General features: G+C 44.6%; 17 protein-coding genes and 2 pseudogenes. 9 read left to right on the top strand and 10 right to left on the bottom strand.

Annotated features, from left to right (window positions below):
- Positions 1-24: 24 nt before the first annotated feature.
- Both KT99_RS02650 and KT99_RS02645 read right to left on the bottom strand, forming a co-directional pair.
- Entirely contained in the window at positions 25-960 is a 936-nt protein-coding gene (locus KT99_RS02650; RefSeq protein WP_005496721.1) for an NAD(P)/FAD-dependent oxidoreductase, read from the bottom strand.
- Positions 961-1,048: 88 nt separating this feature from the next.
- Positions 1,049-1,566: pseudogene (locus tag KT99_RS02645) on the bottom strand (GNAT family N-acetyltransferase).
- Between the two features lie 241 nt (positions 1,567-1,807).
- Between KT99_RS02645 and KT99_RS02640 the strand changes: the two are divergent.
- Positions 1,808-3,511: a dipeptidyl-peptidase 3 family protein gene (locus KT99_RS02640; RefSeq protein ID WP_005496718.1), complete on the top strand. Its 1,704-nt coding sequence runs from the start codon at positions 1,808-1,810 to the stop codon at positions 3,509-3,511.
- Positions 3,512-3,790: 279 nt separating this feature from the next.
- On the top strand, positions 3,791-4,852 hold the full coding sequence (locus KT99_RS02635) for a hypothetical protein (RefSeq protein WP_005496717.1): 1,062 nt from the start codon (positions 3,791-3,793) through the stop codon (positions 4,850-4,852).
- A 102-nt stretch (positions 4,853-4,954) separates the two neighbouring features.
- Here the strand turns inward: KT99_RS02635 and KT99_RS02630 are convergent, their stop codons facing one another.
- The 3 genes from KT99_RS02630 to KT99_RS02615 all read right to left on the bottom strand — a co-directional run bounded on the left by KT99_RS02630 (position 4,955) and on the right by KT99_RS02615 (position 7,894).
- Positions 4,955-5,650: an SDR family oxidoreductase gene (locus KT99_RS02630; RefSeq protein WP_005496715.1), complete on the bottom strand. Its 696-nt coding sequence runs from the start codon at positions 5,648-5,650 to the stop codon at positions 4,955-4,957.
- Between the two features lie 277 nt (positions 5,651-5,927).
- Positions 5,928-6,275: a hypothetical protein gene (locus KT99_RS02625; RefSeq protein ID WP_005496713.1), complete on the bottom strand. Its 348-nt coding sequence runs from the start codon at positions 6,273-6,275 to the stop codon at positions 5,928-5,930.
- Positions 6,276-7,381: 1,106 nt separating this feature from the next.
- Positions 7,382-7,894 (bottom strand): hypothetical protein, encoded by a 513-nt coding sequence (locus KT99_RS02615; RefSeq protein ID WP_005496712.1) that lies wholly within the window; start codon positions 7,892-7,894, stop codon positions 7,382-7,384.
- Between the two features lie 658 nt (positions 7,895-8,552).
- Between KT99_RS02615 and KT99_RS02610 the strand changes: the two genes are divergently transcribed.
- Positions 8,553-9,620 carry a tyrosine-type recombinase/integrase gene (locus KT99_RS02610; protein WP_005496711.1) on the top strand — a complete coding sequence of 356 codons (1,068 nt, stop codon included), beginning with the start codon at positions 8,553-8,555 and terminating at the stop codon, positions 9,618-9,620.
- 340 nt (positions 9,621-9,960) lie between these two features.
- On the opposite strand, the gene KT99_RS02605 is transcribed toward KT99_RS02610, so the two are convergent.
- Positions 9,961-12,540 (bottom strand): M1 family metallopeptidase, encoded by a 2,580-nt coding sequence (locus KT99_RS02605; protein ID WP_050774300.1) that lies wholly within the window; start codon positions 12,538-12,540, stop codon positions 9,961-9,963.
- Positions 12,541-12,830: 290 nt separating this feature from the next.
- Positions 12,831-13,547: an RluA family pseudouridine synthase gene (locus KT99_RS02600; protein ID WP_005496707.1), complete on the bottom strand. Its 717-nt coding sequence runs from the start codon at positions 13,545-13,547 to the stop codon at positions 12,831-12,833.
- Between the two features lie 162 nt (positions 13,548-13,709).
- Here KT99_RS02600 and KT99_RS02595 point away from each other — a divergent pair, with 162 nt between their 5' ends.
- Positions 13,710-14,027: a hypothetical protein gene (locus KT99_RS02595; protein WP_005496706.1), complete on the top strand. Its 318-nt coding sequence runs from the start codon at positions 13,710-13,712 to the stop codon at positions 14,025-14,027.
- A 390-nt stretch (positions 14,028-14,417) separates the two neighbouring features.
- On the opposite strand, the gene KT99_RS02590 is transcribed toward KT99_RS02595, so the two are convergent.
- Positions 14,418-14,969, bottom strand: coding sequence for a GNAT family N-acetyltransferase (locus KT99_RS02590; RefSeq protein WP_005496705.1), 552 nt, complete (start codon positions 14,967-14,969; stop codon positions 14,418-14,420).
- Between the two features lie 400 nt (positions 14,970-15,369).
- Between KT99_RS02590 and KT99_RS02585 the strand changes: the two genes are divergently transcribed.
- The gene (locus KT99_RS02585; RefSeq protein WP_232504231.1) at positions 15,370-16,284 is read left to right on the top strand and encodes a sensor domain-containing diguanylate cyclase; all 915 of its coding nucleotides are present in this window, start codon (positions 15,370-15,372) and stop codon (positions 16,282-16,284) included.
- Positions 16,285-16,403: 119 nt separating this feature from the next.
- Here the strand turns inward: KT99_RS02585 and KT99_RS02580 are convergent.
- Positions 16,404-16,862 (bottom strand): annotated as a pseudogene (locus KT99_RS02580) (AMP-binding protein); the annotation flags it as partial.
- Between the two features lie 620 nt (positions 16,863-17,482).
- Here KT99_RS02580 and KT99_RS02575 point away from each other — a divergent pair.
- Complete coding sequence (locus KT99_RS02575; protein ID WP_040571517.1) at positions 17,483-19,093, top strand: ABC-F family ATPase; 1,611 nt, start codon at positions 17,483-17,485, stop codon at positions 19,091-19,093.
- Between the two features lie 382 nt (positions 19,094-19,475).
- Here KT99_RS02575 and KT99_RS02570 read toward each other — a convergent pair whose 3' ends face one another.
- Positions 19,476-20,369, bottom strand: coding sequence for a LysR family transcriptional regulator (locus tag KT99_RS02570; protein ID WP_005496701.1), 894 nt, complete (start codon positions 20,367-20,369; stop codon positions 19,476-19,478).
- Between the two features lie 135 nt (positions 20,370-20,504).
- On the opposite strand from KT99_RS02570, the gene KT99_RS02565 reads away from it, so the two are divergent.
- The 3 genes from KT99_RS02565 (at position 20,505) to KT99_RS02560 (ending at position 23,290) form a co-directional block, all read left to right on the top strand.
- Positions 20,505-21,761 carry an adenylosuccinate synthetase gene (locus KT99_RS02565; protein ID WP_005496700.1) on the top strand — a complete coding sequence of 419 codons (1,257 nt, stop codon included), beginning with the start codon at positions 20,505-20,507 and terminating at the stop codon, positions 21,759-21,761.
- Positions 21,762-22,191: 430 nt separating this feature from the next.
- Positions 22,192-22,476: a PQQ-dependent sugar dehydrogenase gene (locus KT99_RS23180; RefSeq protein ID WP_005496699.1), complete on the top strand. Its 285-nt coding sequence runs from the start codon at positions 22,192-22,194 to the stop codon at positions 22,474-22,476.
- Positions 22,463-23,290: a PQQ-dependent sugar dehydrogenase gene (locus tag KT99_RS02560; RefSeq protein ID WP_005496698.1), complete on the top strand. Its 828-nt coding sequence runs from the start codon at positions 22,463-22,465 to the stop codon at positions 23,288-23,290. The genes KT99_RS23180 and KT99_RS02560 overlap by 14 nt, the downstream gene beginning before the upstream one ends.
- The last annotated feature ends 217 nt before the right edge of the window (positions 23,291-23,507 follow it).

Below are 23,507 nucleotides of genomic sequence, written 5' to 3'. Positions count from 1 at the left end.
TGCCCCATTGGTTTATAAGCAGGCTTAGCCATATCTGTCCCTTAGCCAGCCGTAATGGTAATAAGCCCATTGTCCTAAGCGCCTCAGACCCGTCAGAGGCTCGGTGACGATAATATTACTCAATATGGGTAAGAATTTCCCATCGACTCGTGGACTAAATCGTTTAGGCGTATAGGCATTGTCCGCGCTCACTACGCGTTTGGCCAGCAGCTCACCTTGCTCTGTGATCAATCTATGCTTACCCTGCTCCTCGATCCAATGCTCGACACAAGAGTTTTCATAGATCTTAATCCCTCGCGCTTCTACTCGCTGTTTGTATCCCAATACTAACTTGAGTGGATTTACCCCAAAACCATCTTCCAACCTAAGTGCCCCATAAGCCTGATTGTGGGCCATGTACTCATTGGTGAGTTGCTTTAAGGGGATCAACTCAGCCTGACCACCTAGCTCTCGGGTAATAAATTTTGCGGCTTGTTCGAGCTGCTTGAAGGCCTTGGCATTATGGGCGATTTTGAGATAGCCAGGCTGTTGGGGTTCGCACAATATCTTATTATCCTTGATAAGATCACTGACGCGCTCGACGGCCTGACTAAATTCGCTATAAATACCTTTCGCCGTATCCAGTCCCCAGCGGTTGGCCATCTGCCCATAACCGAGTCGCCCGGATCCCTTGAGTACGAATCCCGCATTACGGCCACTGGCACCGAATCCTATCTGATTCGCTTCTAATACAGTGGCATGAATATTAAATTCAGTCGCCAAATAATAGGCCGTCAGTAGTCCTGTGTAGCCTCCACCTATGATGCCGACATCGGTTTGACTGGTGCCTGTGAGTGCAGGATTTATTTGAGGCGGCGACGCTATGGTACTTGCCCAGTAGGAGTCCGGGCAGCTAAGGCCTCCGGGACCCGAGGCTAGAAGTGGGTCGAAATGCACGGAGTTAATTGGGTTCTGGGCCATATTTTTCTTATTTTAGGTCTGTTACTGAGGATAGAAGAAGTGATAGAGGCCGTTAATCTGAGACAGATCTGACTCAGGCCTGAAGCTGTTATTTGAAAATGAGCAACATTTCACAGGCGGTGCAGTGGCAATCGGCGCCACATATTACACAAATATAATCAGGGTGTTCCTTTATTAGCATTGCGCCAGCCTTGGTAAAGTATTTCACCGCCGAGTTATTCGGGCTCTGCTTCCATAGATGGCTTATTCCGGCTGTTGCCGTTTGGTGGCTGCGATAGAGGCGCTCAGCAGCTTACCCCCTATACCCACGCCGCGATATGGCTCGGCAACGGTATTACACTTGAAGTAACAGACTCTTTGCGGTTCGATTCCCCACGCATGGGGTGTACACCATTTATCGGTTTGCCAATTTCCCGGTGCGTAAGTGAGACGAAATCCAATCAGTTTTCCATCTTGGTGAGCGATAAAATTTGCGTTTATCTCATCCTTGATCCCTTTTTGATATAGAGCAGTTAACGATGCCTCATCCAGATAGCCGTCACCATGAACCTGATTACCCAGTGAGATAACATCGGTAAAATGTTTCTGGCTTAACGTTTGAATCATAGTGTTCTCCTGCGAACCCGTCGGTTTCGGTGAATATGTGAGGATAAGCTAAACAAAAATGTGTGATAAGTACATAGTGAGTCAGATTTCGCTGTGTTTTTTTCTTTTTACTCATCGAATCCCCTAAGACTATATGATGTGTAAAAATTTTAATACGCTGATTCCTTGTTCAGGGTTTATCAAACCGGGATTTACCTGTAACGTTAGCGCCAATAAAAGCAAAAGATGGGGAACTCTTTAAATGAAAAAATCTTTATTATCGTTAGCCTTGCTAACCGCGTTGTCGGCTTGCTCGGGGGATGTTGAGATGAGCCACAATAAACCACAAGCCAGTCAAGAGACTAAGACACTTGCAGTAACTGAAGTCGTCGCGGCTACAGATCACTATCAAGCCATGCTCGACAAATTTATTACTGTGGATATGCAAGCCGATCTGTCCAGCTTAAGTGATATCGATAAACGGGTCCTGCGTAAACTCATCTCAGTTGCCGATGTGCTGGATAAGGTGTATCTGGAGCAGACCTATGAGAATAATGCCGAGATAAGAAAGCAGATCCAAGACTCGAACTTAGCAAATACTGCACAACTACTCTCTCTCTATGATCTTCACTACGGTCCCTGGGATACACTGGAAGGTGATAAAATCTTCTTCGGTGACATCCCCCGCCCAAAGGGCGCCGGGGTATACCCCACCGACATGACTAAGGCTGAGTTTAATCAATGGATCCAAGACCATCCTCAAGATGAAGTCGCATTCAAGAGTGGTTATACCGTGATTAAGCGCCAAGGCGATAAACTGGTCGCTATCCCCTACAGTCAGGCTTATGCCACGCAGATGCAGCAGGCGGCGACATTGATGCGCGAGGCCGCCGCCTTAACACAAGATGCTAGCCTAAAGACCTTCTTGACTAAGCGAGCCGATGCCTTCCTCAATGATGAATACCGTGATTCTGAGATGGCCTGGATGGATCTCGATGGCACACTGGAAGTGGCCATTGGCCCCTATGAGACATATACCGACAAGCTGTTTGGCTATAAGACCTTTTTTGAAGCCTTTATTACCGTGCGTAACCCAGAAGACAGTGCCAAGCTCGACGTATACAAGCAGTACCTCAAGGGGATGGAGCTAAACTTGCCTATTCCCGATGAACATAAGAATTTTCAGCGTGGTTCTGAGTCACCGATTTCTGTGGTGGATCAAGTCGCTGGCGGCGGAGATAACAAGCCAGCGGTGCAAACCACGGCCTTTAACTTACCCAACGATGAATATGTGCGTGAGGTGAAAGGCAGTAAAAAAGTCATGCTCAAGAACGTACTGAATGCTAAATACAAGGCGGTGATGCAACCGATATCGGCCTTGATCATCGCCAAGCCACAGCAGTCACTGCTTATGGAGCGTTACTTCTTCAACGAGACCCTGTTTCATGAATTATCCCATGGCTTAGGTCCGGGAACTATCATCAAGGATGGTAAAACCACCACGGTTTCCGAGCAGCTACAGGAGACTTACTCTAAGATTGAAGAGGGTAAAGCCGATGTGATGGGTGCATACAACATGTTGTTCTTGATGGATAAAGATGTACTGCCTAAATCTGAGAAAAACAATATGTTAGTCACCTATTTCGCCGGTTTGTTCCGTTCCATGCGTTTCGGGGTGCATGAAGCCCACGGCGCCGGTGCGGCGTTTCAATACAACTATTTCAAAGAGAAGCAGGCATTCAGTTTCGATTCCAGTACACAAAGGTATACCGTTAACTTTGATAAGATGACCCAAGCCATCACAGATCTTGTCCGCGATATTTGTATGATCCAAGCCTTAGGCGATTATCAACAATCTAAGGACTTCTTAGCTAAATATGCCGTTATGGCCGACGAAGTTGCCGCTTTGAACCAGAAGATGGCGCAGATCCCGACCGATATCAGGCCTAACTACCCTAAGATTTAATTTGTAGGCTTCATGCTATCCAGTACCAACGCCCCATGGTTTTTGATGACCATGGGGCGTTTTGTTGTGTGAAAACAAGTGGAGCATTTGTTAATCAAAGGTTATCATCTGCTCCATATGCAAGGAGGAAATATCTTATTTTGTATGGAACAAAATAGACCATGCAGTCGTATATCGAGAACATTCAACGTAACATAAAGGGCTTTGCCCTTTGCTTTAAACATCAGCCGCACTTCGTGAGCCTCTGAACTGACCACATACTTATATGGAATGGTATTAATGGAAAAGTTACCCCAAGAAAAGACGGGTGTACGTTTTAAGCAGGCCATCGACAAGCCCAAGAAACTCATCATTATCATCTATCAGTTTATTGCGAAAATACTAGGTACAATGAGTGGCCTGCTTGGCAGGCTAACGTTAGCCCAAAAGTTATACCTGTTAGCCCTCTTCTTACTTATTTTTTCTGATAACTTGGGCATGGTCGCCATAGTGACTGTGGTCGCCTTAACTCTGGAATTTTGGCCCCTGTTTGAACGAGTCTGGCACAGCTTATCGGGTAAGGCGGTGTTACTGCTCTTCTATGCAGTGATAGCCAACTTCGCCATCGCCGGGGCGGCTTCTGTGGTCAATGAAGTCGTCGGCGTATCCACCGAGCATTTCTCATACACACATAACTTTGCCATCTTGCTGTATCTACCCGCCTGGATCATCGTCATGACGGCATTGGCAATATTGATGTTACAGGTGGCTGTGCCCTTCTATCTGCTCGGTCTCTTGTTACTAAAACCTTTCGGTGTAACGGGCCTTACACTCATCAATCACAATCATTTCAGATTCACTACTATATTCATCCGCCTGATATTATCCTCGGTGGTACTTTATCACCTGGTGTTGATTACTAGTCTGGACAATGAGTTAAGCCAGGACCTTAGCGATCCGGATGGTCTGGTGATGAATGAACTGTCCTCTAAAGATAAAGAAGAGTTATCTAATGAGTTAGCCAACTTGCGAGAAAAAGATGCAACCGACGATGAATCAGTCACCTTTGGGTTATCTTTCAATGATGATACGGCTCAAAAAGATAACTATGAACATGTCCGTGAGGATTATGAGAAAATGGTCAGAAGCATGATCGCCAGATTTGCTTATCAACTCGAGTCAGACAGTCGTTCACGTTGTGCCATCGCGCCTGGTAGTAATATCGTCGAGCTCAACGATTATGAAATTGTAGAAATACGCCGTGATAAATCTGCCGATTATGGCTATAGCTTCGAGGTGAAAAAGTGCATTTCACCCGCGTTTGGACTCGATAAATCGAGTCCAAGAGCAAGCTCATCTTAAAACAAGTAAACTGCGACTTGGACGTAAACATCAGGTATTCACTTCACATTACTTGTTATTTACCTATGATTTGACCAGCAGACATCATGGGTAACGTCAGTATTACCAAGGGATTTTTTGTCCACGGAAGTCTAAAAACTCTCCTGTTTGACTCATGTCTAACCCATCTAATACCCGCTTTAGTCCAGTCACGGACTCTTGAGCATCAATAAGAGCATTGGGGCCGCCCATTTCAGTTTTCACCCAGCCAGGATGCAGGGCAACGACTGCTATGTTATCGTCTCTTAAGTCAACCGACAAACTCCTAACCACCGAGTTAATCGCGGCTTTCGATGAGCGATATATGTAGGTACCGCCGCTGGTGTTATCACCCATACTGCCCATTTTAGATGACAAAATCGCAAAGATACTCGAAGATGCCAGTTTGAGGTTTTCTCGGAAGGCTTCTAATACTTTTAAAGGGGCGATTGAGTTTATCTCAAAAACCCTGCGCCACTCTTCCACGTCGATATCTCCAAGAGTACTGCCCTTAGGTCCATAATAGCCCGCATTATTGATCAATAGATCTATGGGCTCACCCTGTAAGTTATCCCCAAGCTGCTGTAACGCCGGATAATCGGTGACATCCAGCTGAAAAACAGACAGGGACTCATGTTCTTCGAGCAGCAGGATTAACTCGCCAGCTTGTTCAGGCTCGCGGCAACATGCCGTCACGTTCCAGCCAGCTTGCAGATACTGTTTGACCATAGTCAGGCCCAGGCCTCGATTGGCACCGGTTATGAAGAGATGTTTAGCCATTAATTTATTCCTTGAATAGGAGTAATGAGGGAATCAAACGTAATTTTAGTTATAACCAGACTAATACCATTCCATATAAGTATCTGGTCAGTTCAGAGGCTCTCAGTTTTTTCAATTCAAGGCGCATTGATGAGGAAATTATTCCCTTTTAAGTCAATGCAACACCGAAGTGGAAACACTGAGAGTCTCCCGCTGAATGATCCGATACTTACTCGGAATGGTATAATATACACACAAATCGTAAAATACCAAGTAACTCATAGATCTGGCTTGAGAATTAGGCCTTAATCTTTGCCAGAAACTCGTCTATTAGTAGCGATAATTTATCATGCAAATATTCTTCAAAATCATCTAAGTTGTTTTTGAAATGATCCAGATATTGGGCGGCCTTATCATGACTCAATAGTTTCTGATCCACTGAATACTGCATCTCGGGCAGGGATTTATCATAGCGTGGAAGTGGCAGCCAGATAACGAAATTGGCATCAACTCGTTTGAGTTGCTGATTAGCGAAGCGACAGAAATCGGCAATATGATCTAAGCCATCCGGGCCCAGGCAGCCAGGTTCAATTCTGCATATTACTGTGAGTTTCTTCTCTTTAGGCAAGGGGAGCGTTTTAGGCATTGATGTAAACCAAATGTAATCGGTCTGATTATTATAACGCTAATTTACTTAAGTGTAATTCAAAGCTTGTGACTTAATTATCTGTGATTAACACTAGGCTTATCTTTTTCCTTGCTTATCATCACGTTAATCAATGGTGCCCTCAACATAGAGTCGCAGCAGAGATGGCACAGACTTCTGAACACCTTGCCAACAGGTTAGCGAAAATATCATAGACATCAGTGACAAGGCTGAGGAAAGTGTACAACATGTAAATCGCTCAATCAATAATACCGAGCGACAGACGGAGACGTTAACTAGTCCGTTATCGACTCGAAGGCCACACCTGTCCGGGCAGTATTTATTTTAGGCTGGGCACCCGAGTACCACAAAAATAATGATTTCAGCAGGTACATGACCCGTCAGGTCATTAAACAAGTTTAACTTAATAAGCTGATTATTCAATTTGTCTAAAATCATGATGAATAAAGGTGTACAGCTCAGTTATGACTAGACTAATTGGGCTCATAAATTACCACTTTGTGTCATGATCGACTAAACTTGGATACAAGAGAGCTAACGGATAAACGTAAATAGGCAAAGCGCCAAATGTGTCAAAGGACACTTTTCTTACAGTATCAGGGCTCTCTGCTTAGAGGATAAACTCGCCCTATAATCATACCCGCTCATCACTTCGTGACGATTTAGGTGTTGATGGACAGTAATCCTACCTCTTACGCCATTTTAGAAACCTCTTTCGATGATAAATTTCATCAATACATTTCTGGGGTGAAAGTGGATATTTCACTGGAAAAGACCTTTAACGATTGGAAAAGGAAAAGCCATAGGGGGGCTGATCATTAGCGGGGTTCAACAAGGAGTCAAAGCTGCTAAAATAGTAAATCAGTATTTTGTCACTGGCAAACTCCCCTCCATTACCACACCAGTGAGGGGAAGCTTGATGTTCAGTGAGCATGAATTGAGACGTTGGAATATCAAACTCAAGAGTAAAATAATCAGTAACAGTCTGCTCATAGAGTGACAAATTCATCTAAAGTGACAATTTTATACAGAGCAGGTATCCTGCGGTGTTTGTTACAACTCGCCTGCTACTCAGATTAAAATAATTATGAGTACTGCTGGAAATCACTCGCTTTAAAGGATTCAACTTCGCTGAGTAAGTTATCTATGGTTTGATCGAAACTGTCTAAACGTTCCTGTTCCATATAAGCTTTCAATTTTACGATCAGATCTTTACTCAGTTCAATATGGGATTTTTTCTGTCGCTTCTTAATCTGAGACAATTCTTTGCGCACCATTCGCCAACCATAGTCGCTAAAATATTGATTCATGCTTTGGTTTAATCGCATTAAGGGAGCGATTAAATTCGTCAGCTTCTTGCGCTCTTGTGTGACTCCTTGTAATAACTCCACCAGCGAAATATATTCTCTGTTTTGTTTCTCATCTGCAGTCACAACACGGCTACTAAACCAATCTGATTTCTGAGCTATCTCTGCCGGGTGAATAAGACGATAAATTAGGGGTAAGGCGAATGTGAGCTCATCGACTTGGAGTAACAATAATTTCCTTCCCGCTTTAGGCGACTCACCGTGATAAACCCATGGATGTTTGTAGCTCATCTTATTCCCTCCTCGTCTTTTCTTGTTTTAGTCTTGTTGTCGTTTACACTTATTTTTAAGAGTATACAGTTCTGACACTGTATGGGTCATAATGTCAAAAACAATAGTATGGTGCAACCATTATTATATCACTAGAGTCACATAACTTAAGTGATTAATCTGTTTGATTATTACTCTACATACATCCAATAGAATGGTTGAACCACTCTTTTAAATTGTGGTTTTTGCCAGCCTTGTATCTCATCTACAAAAATGGAGTGGCTCATTTTTACGGCTAATATCGCTATTTAAGCCTTCATTAGCCGATATGTCATTATCAATTCCTGTTATAAACCGTAGCCATCTATTCCCTCCGCCAATGTAGCCATAGCATTTTACATTCATAACAAGAGTGATGACCGGTCATGTTTAACCCCTATGCAGGCTAATCCAGCTAAACTCTACATCTTCATGGCCATGATCCTCAGTCTTCGCATGACAATAACCATCAGACAAATCAGTATGTTTTTCATCCACTTATTCTATCTCCTCCTGAGTTTGTAGTAAATTAATACTAATACAACCTCTACCAGTGATAATGACGATTATCACTGGTAAAGATGGACAGCAAAAGCTATAATTTCGGCTCTGTTTTCAGGGAAAGCATGCGTGTTTTATCATGAATAAGCTCAGTATCAATCAGTATCATCCACGCCAAGTCACTAGCGATAAGAGTTTCTTCGAGGAGATGGAACTGCCGATCTCAATCTTGGATGATTTCAAGAGTGCGGCTAGCGAGACAGAATATGAACTGGCGCCTAACACTCGTCGTGTCTATCGTTCTAGCTTTAACATTTTTACTCAATATTGCCAGCATCATGGTTTAAGTCATCTGCCTGCGGACCCACGTGCGGTGATCTCATTTATTGGTCATCAGAAAGAACAAGTGCAGCAAAAAACAGGAATGCAATTCTCTAAGCAGACTATCACCACCCGGCTAGCGGCGATCCGTTTCTATCATATTCAGGCTGGCTTTCATTCGCCAACCGAACACCCCTTGGTGATCCGAGTCATGCGTGGCTTAAGTCGAAATAAACATAGGGTGACCACAGATTATGATCAGCAGCCCATCATGTATGAAGAGCTTGAATTATTGTTACAGACCATAGATAAACAGGGGCAAGAATTAACTCGGGCTCGAGATAAGGCCATCATTCAATTGGGTTTTCAAGGTGGATTCCGTCGTTCTGAACTTGCCGATATCCAGGTTAACCACATCAATTTTATGCGTAAAAAATTGAAAGTGAGACTGGCCTACTCGAAGAGTAATCAGCAGGGACACAAGGAGTGGAAAGACTTGCCCGAGTCGGAATTGTTCTCGGCGTTCTCAGCCGTTAAACATTGGCTCCAAGTGTCACAATTAACTCAAGGTCATCTTTTTCGTTCCCTGTCTCGAGATGGTCAGCGGCTCAGACCTTACTCGCTGGCAAATAAATCCAGTGTCGATATCGATGATAACCCCCCTCAAGTAAATCGAGGTTTTTTACGTGGCGATGATATCTACCAGATGATAAAGAAGTATTGTGCTAAAGCGGGGTTAAGTCCGGAATTTTATGGAGCCCACAGTTTACGCAGTGGCTGCGTGACTCAGCTACATGAAAACGATAAAGACCATCTGTATATTATGGCGCGCACCGGCCATACGGATCCTCGCTCCCTGAGACATTATCTCAAACCTAAAGATTAGTCGTACTAGTGCAACATATTGCATGCTGCCTAGAACCGGTCAATAAAATGGTTACACCATCAAATACTTCTGTGACTTAACTGGCTGACTAATATGGTAGATTTAACTAGAAATTGTGCTATATCAACGCTATGAAATTTGATCAGCCTCAAATTAATATAATCAGCTATTCACTATTCAATACTGCAAGCTCTCTGCTTCAAATCTTAAAAGTAGTAAAGTTAAAATACAGACATAAAAAAGCGGAGCCCTAGGCCCCGCTTAGTTTTCTGTTCAACTGTTTGTTTACTTATAACTTAGAATGAGTACTTAAAACTACGACTTAACACTGTCGCTGCCATTAAAGATTCTGCAGATAATTGTTTACGCTAGCCTGCTCGCGAGTCTTTAGCTTGACACAGTTTTTCACTTTCTCGTTAAGCTTAGCCAGAGTCCGCTTAAACTCAGGTGACGCTTCAAGCTTAGGCTCGAAGAAACTGTTGGTCTGTTCCAGTGCTTTGAGATCACACCCCGTACCTGTGTAGTTAGGCAGCTTGGCCACAGAAAATGGTGGCAACTTTGCCTTAACGGCTTGGTAATGGCTGTACACCCAGTCGCGAAATAGGGCTTTTCGAACAGGAGTATAACTCTGACCAGCCATGATATATTTAAGATCTGGAGAGTTTAGCTTGTCGGTTAAGCTATAATCCAATATGGCTTTTTGCTGTTTTGGCTCGGCAACATAGCCTAAGGCATACATCAGCTTAGTGCGTTTCTGTGGGTTTTTAGTCGTCTCAAAAGTCTTCTTAAACTCTTGAATCAAATCGTTATTACCAAAATATATTGCGATCTGAAGTTGAGTGCCTATCAGGTAAGCATCGACAGATTTATCACCGGCTATGTAGGCCCGACTCGCCAATTTGGCATCACGGATAACCGCTTTATCTTTTCCTTCAAATGCCAGAATAGCGATAAGGCTAGGACGCAGTTTACTTATCTCTATGCTCTCACCCGGCGTCGCCACCAGGCCATATTTATCGATAGCCACTTTCGCCTTGGCACTGATAAATTTAGCCCACTTGGCCTCATTACTGGCATCGATAAAGGTCATCTTCTGGATCTGCAGATAACTCAGCGCCGACGAGACGATTTGAGGATGGTCATCATCGATAAACTCTGCCAATATTGCCAATAGATCACCGGCAGAAATAAAGCCGCAATCGAGCAGCGCATCGGCAGATGAAATAAGCGCCTTACGCTCCCTCGCCGTCAGCTTAGTTTTCGCATTGACGAGTAAATTAGCCAACTGCTTATCATCCAATAACCAACGATAATAACCCATGGCATCGGCATCCGGATAGATCCAATCTGGGGTAAATTCAAGATCTAAGGTTTTCGTTTCACTGTCGAGCAATATGCTTGTCGATATTATCTTATCGCCCTTGCCATACTTGATAGACACAGGCACAACCCAAGCTTGAACCGGAGCCTTACTGCCGGCAAATACAAATCTTTGCTGAGAAAGCGTCAAGGTTTGACCCTTTACATCTACAGTGATTAAGGGGTAAGAGGATTGCTCGATAAATGTGCTCAATACTTTAGCCACATCTTTACCAGATGCCTTAGATAAGGCATTCCAAAGATCATCGGCCTGGGTATTCTTAAAGGCATTATCCTTGATGTATTGACGAATGCCTTGCTTAAAGCTCTCCTCACCAATCCAGTTTTCTACCATAGATAAGACGGCTGATCCCTTACTGTAAGCCAGTCCTAAGCCATCCATGATATCGGCTTCTGTCTTAATTGGCTTGCGAATAGGCTTAGTCGATAGTCGTGCATCCATACTCATGACGCGGTTCTTCGATAAACGCAGATCCGATTCAAATTCAGGATGCAGTTGATGAGTAATCTTAGCGGCCATCCAGCTGGCAAAAGCTTCGTTTAGCCATAAATCGTTCCACCACTCCATGGTCACTAAATTACCGTACCACTGATGAGCCAGTTCATGGGCGACGACTGAGACTGATGATTGTTTAGTATTTTGATTCGCGCTCTGTTCATCCAGAAGTAAGATATCTTCTCTATAAGTCACCAGGCCGGCATTCTCCATGGCGCCGAAGGGAAACTCAGGCACGGCAATCGAGTCGAGTTTCTTATAGGGATAATCGACACCAAAATACGATTCTAACGCCCCGAGAATGGCCGGCATCTCTTTAACGGCATATTGAGCCAGTTCTATCTTACCCTTGGTGGTGATCACTCGACCCGGGATTTTCATCCCCTCTATGGTCACCTCTTCAAATTGACCCACAGCAAAAGCCACCAAATAGGAAGGTAATGGCTTGGTCTGAGCAAACACGTGAGTGGTTAACTCACCTTCCACCTTAGTGCTTTGAACTGGCGTATTGCTGTAGACTTTCTCATTCGACGGCGCGGTAATGGTGATCTGGAATGGGATCTTATATTCAGGCTCATCGAATACCGGGAAGCTGCGACGAGCATCACTCATCTCAAATTGAGTGAACAGATAAGGGACGCCGGCATCGACCGTCTTATATAGGCCCACTGATTGACGATTAAAAGGTGCGGAAAAATCCAGGTGCAAATTATAATTGCCAGGCTTAATCTCTGTATCACAAACAAGATTAACGATACCCGTATCTAACATCTTGGCGGTCATTTCACAGGCTTGATGGCCTGTGAGTTGAATGTTGGTTGCGCTATAATCGACGCCGTTAAGCTGAATGATCTTTGTTTTTTCAAGTACTTGAATCTTGATATCGGTACTACCGGAAAAATCATCTTTAGTAGGATCTAACGCCAAGCTCACGGCTTGAGATATAGGCTTTGTCTGTTTACTCAAGACAAATTCATCTGCCTGAATGACTCCACTGCCAAATAGAGACACTGTCACCAATCCGGTGGCCATAACTCGATACATATCCATTCCCTTTTATCATTTTACTGTGCTGAAATCGTCGATGTGGTTAAAAAATGGTGACAAATTAACGAGCAAGATCTACGGCTAAACCCCACACCACTTAACATAAGTGGCGTGATTTTAACAAAAAATATGCAGGTAAAGCTATAGCAGAAACTTAGAGTTACACGATTGGCATTACAACCTTGTGAGATTAAGCTGAAACCTAGACTTATACAGATCGGTATTACAACTCGACGGGATTAAGCTGAAAACTAGACTTATACAAATTGGTATTACACTAGGTGAGATTAGAATGGACTCTTAGATTCCATTGTCATTGGCACAGCGGAAACTGGGTGTTCAAAACACAAGCGAGATGCATGTAGCATCAAGCGGCTAGACATAAAGTATGCTTCATCCGTCGCATACAGATCGCAGCCCAAGATTGGATGGCCCAGATGTTGACTGTGTAATCTCAGTTGATGAGTGCGGCCCGTTACCGGCTCAAATTCAACTCGGGTCACTTGTCTATGCCCCGCCCTGGTATCATCGAGAAAGAAGTTATCGTTATCAGTCTGAATAAATCGTGATATCACCCGAAATTGTGATTGCGCCGGCTTACCCGTATCTTGGCATAGCTTCATCAGGGGGAAATTATCAACATCCTTGGCTATGCCACAGTCTACCAAGCCTGAATCAGGCTCAAGGTTGCCATGCAGTAAGGCTGTATAACGTTTACTGACTCGTCGCTCACTGAACTGCTTACATAACAAGGCATTAATCTGTTTGTTCATGGCGAGTAGCATGATACCGGAAGTGCCAAAGTCGAGGCGATGGATCAAGGTACACGTCGGATAGTCCTGAACTAATCGATAATGAACCGAGTCGATATTCAGTGGATGCTTACCCGACAGGCTCAGTAAGCCGCTGGGTTTATCGATCACTAAGATATGTTCATCCCGGAAGAGAATATTAATGTCATCGAGACATTTTGGCACGATAAAAGGGTCTGCTTGTGGCTGCATAATGGCTATTGGTTACTGGTAATAGGTAAATAATATACTGGGTGCCAATATTACCTAAAATCGCCCCAAGACTAAAGCTTACAGCCAACAAGGTATTGTCTAACACTCTTGTTTAACTTAACCCATAGATATTGCTACAACACCAAGCTCTATGGAATCTGGATGTTAAAACCTGCGCTCATTATATTAAGTTTGTTATCACTGTTATTCATCTTCATGTTGTCAGGCTTCACATCCAAAGGTTACATGCTAAAAACACAGTTAACCTTGAACGGCGTACAAGCGGGACCCACTGAAATTCACCTCGATAACGGTGAGACTAGCGAGTTTCCAGTGACACTGAAGGAATTCAATTATATACGTTATACCTTATCGGAGAGTCAACAACAGGTCGATGTCACCGCTCAACTTATTTTCCGCCAAGGTGATTTTCACAATGCCAGCACCTTGCCAAGTTTTTCTTTACGTTTATCATCATAATGAAATTAATAGGGATTTTTTATAAGATAACTAAATAATATGTCTGATAAGTATTTGCTTTATTGCAGCGGTCATAACTTCATCATTTTAACATCACAATTATGCTAACAAATTTACAGAATTAAGATATTATTTCGTTTTTACTAGACAGGTTAAACCCAGTAAGTGAAAAGTATTAATCACGATTTTTATGATATTTTATTTAATTAAACCCCTTGAGTCTAGATTTTGGCAGGTGCTCTTAAACATACAGAAAAGTAAACTCGATACAATAAACTGAACATAAGCATACTGTATTCAGTTTATTGTTTTATGACAGTGTTCCAATGAGAGCTTATAAATTACCTTATGACGACTTTTTTATAAACGTCGTCATTACCAGCTGGTATTTTATAATCGTTTCTCGTAATAGACTAATTCCAGATCGCCCAATGGGTCTTTGTGAATGCCTTTCTTCAGAAAGTTCATGCCTAGCTTCTCCATGATTTTAATCGAACCTAGATTCTCTTCGAAGGCGATGGCCGAAGCCTTGTTGATCTTATCCGGCGCGGTCACCACATCCATTACCGCCTTTGCCGCCTCAGAGGCATACCCTTTACCCCATGCAACTTGTTTGAAGCGCCAGCCAAGTTCAAGGTTGTCCCATTCGGGCTCATCATTGAAAAAATCCATGGGTCTCACCAATATCCAGCCCAAATAGAGGTGAGCCTCTAGGGTATCAGAAGGCTTGGCTGTCACCTTCCAGATCCCCCAACCTTCATCCTCATTGGCATAGCTTTCGAGCCTGGGGATCGAGATCTGGCGGATATCTTCCATGGTAGTCATGTGTCCGCCATTGATATAGAGCATCACGTCTTCATCTTGATCGAGCTCGAACAAGGCTTCGGCATCCTTACGGGTCATAAAGTGAAACTCGAGTCTGTCTGTATCCGGAATTCTCATCTGTTACTCCTCTCTAGTCTTTTCTACTCTCTGGACTAAGCATAAAGCATTTAAGGTGACATTGGATTTGACTAGTAGAAAACCTAAGGTATTTAATCAGAGTGGCCGTTTGAGGTTCATTGCTACCAAATTGCCTGCTCACAATAAATATTAACCTGAATACCTCTCACATGCCCCTAAAAACTCATATGCACTACTTATGCGCTCACTATGCAAAATGCAACATGTAACCCCGATATATTTCTAACTCGCATGCATAACTGCGCATATAAATTCATGGTGGCTGGCGTAAATCCATCCAAATCAGCAAAATATCCATGCTAAGTACTAAATTAGCTTGAGCAAACATTTGAACTAAGCTCTAAGTCACCCCCAAAGGATCATGATAATTGGTATTCATATGAGTGATAAACATAAGCTCCAGCAAGAGATGAGTAATGCCAATAGCAGATATAGCTCATTAATAGATGCCGCCTTCGATGCCATTATCACGATGGACGGAAAACAAAATATCCAATTCTTTAATCATGCTGCAGAAAATACATTTGGCTACAGTGCCGATGAAGTAATAGGTAAAAGTATTACTAAACTCATGCAAAAAAAGTTTAGACCAAACCACTCAGATTATATTAAGCAGTTTACAGATTCTGACATTCAATCTAGAGACATGTCATCTAGAGTTATGATAATGGCTGTAAAAAAAGACAACACTGAATTTCCAGTTGAGATAACCATATCCAAAATATCAGTCAATGGTAAAATAGAGTTCACCACAATCATACGAGATCTATCTAACCGTATAGCCTTTATAGAGAAGCTACAACATCAGGTGAACACAGATAATTTAACCGGACTTTATAATCGGAATTATTTTAATTCTAAGCTCAAAGATATTTATCATCAATATAAGCGCTTCGGTCATAGTTTCTGTGTATTGATGCTAGATCTTGATAGATTCAAAATGGTGAACGATTCCTACGGTCATCTTATTGGCGACAAGGTATTACAAGAATTTTCTAAAAAAGTACAGCAAGTGTTGAGAGAGGTCGATCTATTAGCCAGATTTGGCGGCGAGGAATTTATTGTACTGCTGCCAAACACTAAGCTTGAAGCAGCTAAAGACGTTGCCGACCGTATTCGAAAGCGCGTATCCAAGCAAAGGGTATTAAGTCAAAACCATGAACCTGTCACTTTTACCGTTAGCATAGGTGTAGCCGAGATTGGTACAGATGATGAAAAAGAATCGATAATCAAACTAGCCGACGAAGCCCTCTATCGCGCTAAGAATAATGGCAGGAATCGAGTTTCCGATTAACGTTAAGAGATGAGCACTGCGTTTTGAATAGCTAAGAAGACGGCCATGGTCTGTTGAAGTTAAGACGATGGCTTTCAGCCTGTAAGTGCAAAGACGGAAAAGCTGACGGCTACGCCTTAGCAGTGATACTTAGGCACAGGGATGCACAGCTTATCGTCACAGGTGAGCTTCATGGCTTCGGCAACCAAGAGGCCATTATTAAGGATATTGTGATATTGTAGCTCTTCGGGGCGATAAGCGGGGTTAATGCACACCATAACGGCGCCTATCTTGGCGGTAGCAAACTGAGTCAGACACCACTCGATATTATTGGGAGACCAGATGCCAACTCTATCACCGGGCTTAATGCCGAGTTCAAGTAGGCCAATGGCAAGTTCATCGATATGCTGTTGATACTGCTTATAAGTCCAACGTACCTTTTGATGCTGCACCACCGCCAGATTATCCGGATATCGATTAGCGATATCATCAAAATAGCTCCCTATGGTTTGCGACGCCAAAGGAGTCTCTATCGGACCTGCAAACTCACTCATGGATAAAGGAAATGAAACGCTCGGTGATGTGGGAACGTTCGGCATTGAATCGATAACATCTAACATTAGGCCTCCTTGCACAGTTTATGATTTTTAATCGTTTGTTAATGAACAAGTTACTTTAATTAGATTAAATCTCAAACTAAAATTAATCCGTTAATGTTGGAAAAGCAAAATAGCTAAGAAGACGGCTACGCCTAGTAAGGCTGAGACCATGACTTTCAGTCTATAAAAGCTAAGACGATTCCGTCATAGCTTGTTCTATGTACCACCCGTTACCAAATACCGAAGATAGGTAAATGAAGGTCAAGTCACCAATACGTCATCCCGGGCTTGTTCCGGGATCTAGCTGTTGTTTTGCTCTAAAAACTCACGCAGTGAGCATCGTCTTTGACCTACCAGCCTAGCGTCGTCTTAGCTTTACCAACAAAGTATCATCTCAGCCCCAAGCACCGACTTTGCTCTTAAAACGCAGTATCGTCTTAGCTTTTTAACCAATTTTCGTTCTTTCTTCCCAACAGAATGCGAACTTAACTAGCCCAATCCACACAAACTCTGTATAATCCGCGACCTAATTTACTCATACTATTGCACGTTGTTATTTTGGCCTGAGTTTTAAAAAGCGAGTCAATTCAAAACCTGCCTGTACACCTAGGAACATTTCTTTGATATCCACCGCGAACATCACTATGCAGTTTGGCGCTGAGCCTTTGTTTGAAAACATTTCAGCGAAATTTGGAAACGGCAACCGTTATGGCCTTATTGGCGCTAACGGTTGTGGCAAATCCACATTCATGAAAATCCTCAGTGGCACTTTGGCACCAAGCTCAGGCAATGTCTCTATCTCACCGGGCCTTAAAGTCGGTACCTTGAGCCAAGATCAGTTTGCTTTCGAGCAATACAGTGTTGTCGATACCGTGATCATGGGTGATGCAAAACTTTGGCAAGTGAAGCAAGAACGTGACCGCATCTACTCGCTACCAGAAATGAGCGAAGATGACGGCATGAAGGTCGCCGAACTTGAGAGTGAGTTTGCCGAGATGGACGGTTATAGCGCCGAGTCTCGCGCCGGAGAGATCTTGCTAGAAGCGGGCATCGAAGAATCGTTTCACTTTGGTTTAATGCAGCAAGTTGCCCCAGGTTGGAAGTTACGCGTACTTCTGGCCCAGGCCTTATTTGCTAACCCAGACATCCTGCTACTCGATGAGCCAACCAACAACTTGGATATTCATACCATTTCTTGGTTAGCAGGCGAGCTCAATAAACGTAAATGCACCATGATCATCATCTCTCACGACAGACACTTCCTTAACTCTGTCTGTACCCATATGGCTGATATCGATTACGGTGAACTACGTATCTACCCAGGTAACTACGAGTACTTCCTCGAAGCATCTGGCCTTATCCAAGAGCAGCTATTAGCCGGTAACGCTAAGAAGAGCGCCGAGATGGTTGAGCTACAGGACTTCGTTAACCGCTTCGGTGCCAACGCATCTAAAGCCAAACAAGCCAGCTCTCGTGCTAAGAAACTTGATAAAATCAGCTTAGACGAAGTCAAATCTTCGAGCCGTATGACACCGTCATTGCGTTTCGATGAGTGCAAGAAGATGCACCGTCAGGCGCTAATTATCGAAGATCTCGGCCATGGCTTCGACGACGAAACCTTATTCGAAGGCGGCGAGCTTATCCTCGAAGCGGGCGCGAAATTGGCCGTTATCGGCGAGAATGGTGTGGGTAAGACCACCCTACTTCGCTGCTTAGTCAACGAAATTGAAAACAATCATGGTGTGATCAAGTGGTCAGAAAATGCCGCTATCGGTTACTGCCCACAAGACAGCACGGCTGATTTCGAAAATGAACTGTCGTTATTTGACTGGATGTCACAGTGGCGCACGCCTAAGCACAACGACCTTTCGGTCCGTGGCATGTTAGGTCGTCTATTGTTTACCGAAGACGATGCCAACAAGAAAGCTAAGAACTGCTCAGGTGGAGAGAAGAACCGCCTCTTGTTCGGCAAGCTAATGATGCAAGACATCAATGTGCTAATCATGGATGAGCCAACCAACCACATGGACATGGAAGCTATCGAAGCATTAAACAATGCGCTTAAAGTATTCGAAGGCACGCTAATCTTCGTCAGCCATGACCGTGAGTTTGTGTCATCACTGGCCACACACATCATAGACGTGAAAGACAAGAAGCTAGTCAACTTCCACGGTACCTTCGATGAGTATCTGGCCAGCCAGGCTGAGGCCGCTGCCAGAAAAGTCGCTTAACGCGGCTCAATAGCTGCAATAAAAAACGCCGCCAGACTCGAGTCTGGCGGCGTTTTTGTTTCTGCGTATGCAACTTATTTTAGTTTCTTAAGACACGTAGGGAATGATTCTTACTCTGTATCTGTCACGCCAAATTTGTTACGGGATTTACTCTACGCATATGTCTTCTGACCGCCACGGAGGGCGGAAATGTCGATCATGCGCGACTATAGGGATATAGGAGGTAGAGTGAAGCAGGATGCCAGAACCGAGAGCAATTATCGACCCGGGCTTTCTTGTTCCGGGATCCAACTTGTGCTCTTGGGTCAAAGAATAGATTCCGGCCAACAAGCATGCCGGAATGACGAGGTAGTTGTAGACCCTCTTTTTATACTCGGAGCCTTTACCTATTCTGCAATCGAACGATCTCTTCATCGACCCATCTTAATAACTGTTTGATGGCTTTCGAGAGTATCTGATTTTGTCGCACAATATAACCCAGGCTGGTGGTGGGAAACTCGGGTAACCGCGTCACCTTGGTCTTTAGATTTCGCTTAGTATAAATTGAAAACTCGGGCACTATCGCCACACCAAAGCCCGCCTCCGCCCAGTCTATTTGGGCATCGACACTGCCGACTTCCATGATTCGATACTGAGGTAAGTTTAACGATGGCAGCGCTGAATCGAGTAAATCTCGGGTACGGGTATCGTGACCCAATAAGATCAAGGTGGGCTCACTCTCTAAAGCCAATTCAGGCTGTAGTTTCGCCTGTTGCCATAGCGCTAGGTTATCCCCTAGAGCACACCAATGTATCTGTTGTAACTCGGTGAAATGCAGAGGCTGACTCTCTTTTTGAGCGATCACAAAGCCTAAATCCGCTTGGGCATTTTTAACCAGTGCTGATGCTTGTGAAGAGGTGGTATTTAACAGCGAAAAATCGATACCCGGGAATTTGGCTTTGAACAACTGAAATGGCGAGATCAAGAGTAAGCGAGAAATGATGTCACTGGCCGCAATGGTGAGCGTCCCTTGGCTAAGATCGTTGATCGCGTTGAGATCCGCCTGACAGACCTGCAGTTCCATCAAGGTTTTTTGGCTAGTATGCAGTAATCTAACCCCGGCTTGGGTTAAATGAAAGGGGTTGCGCTCGATGAGCTTAACTCGGGTGGCACTTTCTAACTGTTTGATATGTAAGCTTACATTAGGCTGAGTCATGTGCAGCACCGCCGCCGCCTTACCAAAGTGTTGCTGCTGCGCTAAGGTGACAAACGTTCTAAGCCAATTGAGATCAAGCATACTTTTACCTGGTTATTTAAGTCGTTTCACTCTATATGATATATGAGTTACTTATCAAATTGATAATAATTATTAATTTTCCATATGCTACTCATTGGATTAGCCTAGGCTCTTAATTATTCAGGAGTGTGAGTTATGCCGTCTATTGTTGTTGTGGGTGCCAATTGGGGCGATGAAGGCAAAGGCCGTATCGTTGATTTTCTTGCCGTTGATGCAGCTGCAAGCATTCGTTTTCAAGGTGGTAATAATGCGGGTCATACTGTCGTCAATGACTTCGGTACCTTTAAATTACATCAGCTCCCGAGTGGCATATTCAATCCAGACTGTATTGCGGTACTCGGCCCAGGCATGGTCATCAGCCCTGCGGCATTAAGCGAAGAGATTGCCGAGGTGAAAGCCGCTGGCGTGAGTGTTAAGTTACACATCTCAGATCGCGCCACTTTATGTCTGCCTCTACACGCACTCGAAGATACTCTGGAAGAGGAGCGTTTGGGCGATGCAGCCTACGGCTCAACTCGTCAAGGTATAGCCCCCGCCTATGGCGACCGAGTCATGAAGAAAGGCATTCTTGTCGGCTGGTTAATGCAGCCTGAAGTGCTGCTTGAGCGTATTCAATTTATGCTCGATTGGAAAATGCCACAATTAAAAGCCCTCTACCCAAGCTGTAACTTCAGTCAAAGCGCCGAAGAGATGACCGCATGGTTATTAGAAGTCACGGCGCCTTGGCGTGAATTTATCTGCAATGTGACTGAGCCGCTAAAAGTCATGCAAAGCAACCAGGCTAACTTGTTGTTTGAAGCACAACTCGGTGCCGGGCGCGACTTAATTTATGGCGAATACCCATGGACAACCTCTTCAAACGTAACGGCGGCCTATGCTGGCATTGGCAGTGGTTTACCGGCGCTACGCCCGGAGCGGATCATAGCCGTGGCAAAAGCATTCAGCTCATCAGTGGGTACAGGTACATTAGTGACCGCAATGGAAGAGCAAGATAACTTCCGTGAAGCATCCAATGAATATGGCGCAGTAACCGGGCGTCCTCGTGACATGGGTTACTTCGATGCCGTCGCGACCCGTAATGGTGTCGAGCTGCAAGCCGCCACCGAAATCGCACTGACTAAGATTGACTGCTTAACTGGCATGAAAGATCTGAAAATCTGTGTATCCTACGCCGGTGAACATACACAAAACCCAATCTGGCCTCAAACCGCAGCCCTAACGCCTATTTATGAGGAGATGCAAGGTTGGAGCGAAGACATCACAGCTTGCCGCACATTTGCCAGCCTACCCCAAGCCGCACAAGCCTATGTGCTTCGCATCGAAGCCTTGATGGGTGTACCAATAAAAATGGTCTCAGTAGGCCCTGAACGTGGGCAGATGATCCTTAGATAATGACCAGTAATTATCAATCTGACCGTCATGGACATATGTCTCTGACCGCCAAGGATGGCGGAAATGTCGATCATGCGCGACTATAGGGATATAGGAGGTAGAGTGAAGCAGGATGCCAGAACCGAGAGCAATTATCGACCCGGGCTTGCTCGTTCCGGGATCCATTCTTAGCTTTTGATGTCGATTCTAGAAAATAGATTCCGGTCAACAAGCATGCCGGAATGACGAGATAGGTGTAAACGTCATCGAACTTATCTTATACCGCCAAACAAGCATCACTCTGGTATAACCACTGCCTCAGCGGTCCAACTACCCAAAAGAAAGAACTTACTAGCAAAGAGTTTTGGCCCTAGTCGATTTGTTTTTCGCTCAAACTTGCGTTATAGATAGCAATAAGCAAGCTCTCTAAAACCCGGCGTGAGGCTAGACGATGAAACATTTATCCATGATTTTAATCTTTATTGCTGCGCTAATTGGCATCGAGTGCCAAGCGAGTTCCAGCCCAGACTATGTACTGGATCCGGTCGCAGAAGGTCTAGGCATCCCCTGGGGCATGGTCTTAATCGGGCCGAATACACTCTTGGTCACCGAGCGCGGCGGTCAATTAATACAGTTGGACCTTACCACTGGGCAGCGCCACAATATTAAGGGCGTGCCACAGGTTTACGCCAAGGGTCAAGGCGGCTTGTTCGATATCCAGCTTGGCCCCCACTGACTCTAATACTAACAGCAAGCAGCAATGGCTATATTTTACCTATGCAAAACCTGTCGCCGGTCAGGGCCGAACCACGCTGGCACGTGCTCAGCTCCGGGGTCAGAGCTTAATTCAATGGCAAGATCTGCTCGTGACCCAATCGGCAACGACCACCAACCGCCACTTTGGCTCACGCATTGCCTTCGATGACAAAGGCCATGTATTTTTCTCGGTCGGTGACCGTGGTCATCGTCCCAACGGCCAGGATTTGGCCACCCACGCCGGCAGCATCTTGCGGCTAAATCTCGATGGCACAGTGCCGCAAGATAATCCCTTCGTAACTGATGATAATGCGTTGGACGCAATCTACAGTTATGGCCATCGTAATCCCCAAGGACTGGCTTTTGATGCTAAAAACCAGCGCTTGTGGGCGATAGAACATGGACCCAGGGGGGGCGATGAAATTAACCTGATAAAGGCTGGTGGAAATTATGGCTGGCCTGTGGTGTCATTTGGCAAGGAATATTGGGGGCCATTTAATGTCGGTGAAGCCACATTCAAGGCCGGGATGGAACCGCCAATAAAAGTCTTTACCCCCTCGAGTTTACTGCTTTACTCCGGACGCGCCTTCGGCGCCTGGCGTGGTGATTTACTCAGTGGCGCATTGAAACTGACTCACTTAAATCGTGTGGTGCTCGATGGCGAGCGCGCCAGCTCAGAGCAAAGACTGCTGACCGAGCTTAAGCAACGTATACGTCAGATTATCGAAGATGAGCAGGGCAATTTACTCATTGCCACCGACAGTGGCGCTATTTATCGCCTCAAACCACGATAAGGCTAATCAGCAACTTTGGGTTTATTGAATTTGGTTTTTGCGCCTAAAGCTAATATGTTCTCGACTTGCCCCGCGGCTCACATCACTTGATAGATGTGCTGCGGGGAATCGGCTGCGGTGTCACAATGCTGGCAGACTTTGCCTTGGATAAACTGACAGAGAATGAGAGCCACTCGATAATAAAATTACTACCCGAGTGGACAAGCACAGGTTACTC

This window comes from Shewanella benthica KT99, from assembly GCF_000172075.1.
GTDB classification, from domain to species: Bacteria; Pseudomonadota; Gammaproteobacteria; order Enterobacterales; family Shewanellaceae; genus Shewanella; species Shewanella benthica_A.
This window is presented reverse-complemented; position numbering and strand designations above follow the sequence as displayed.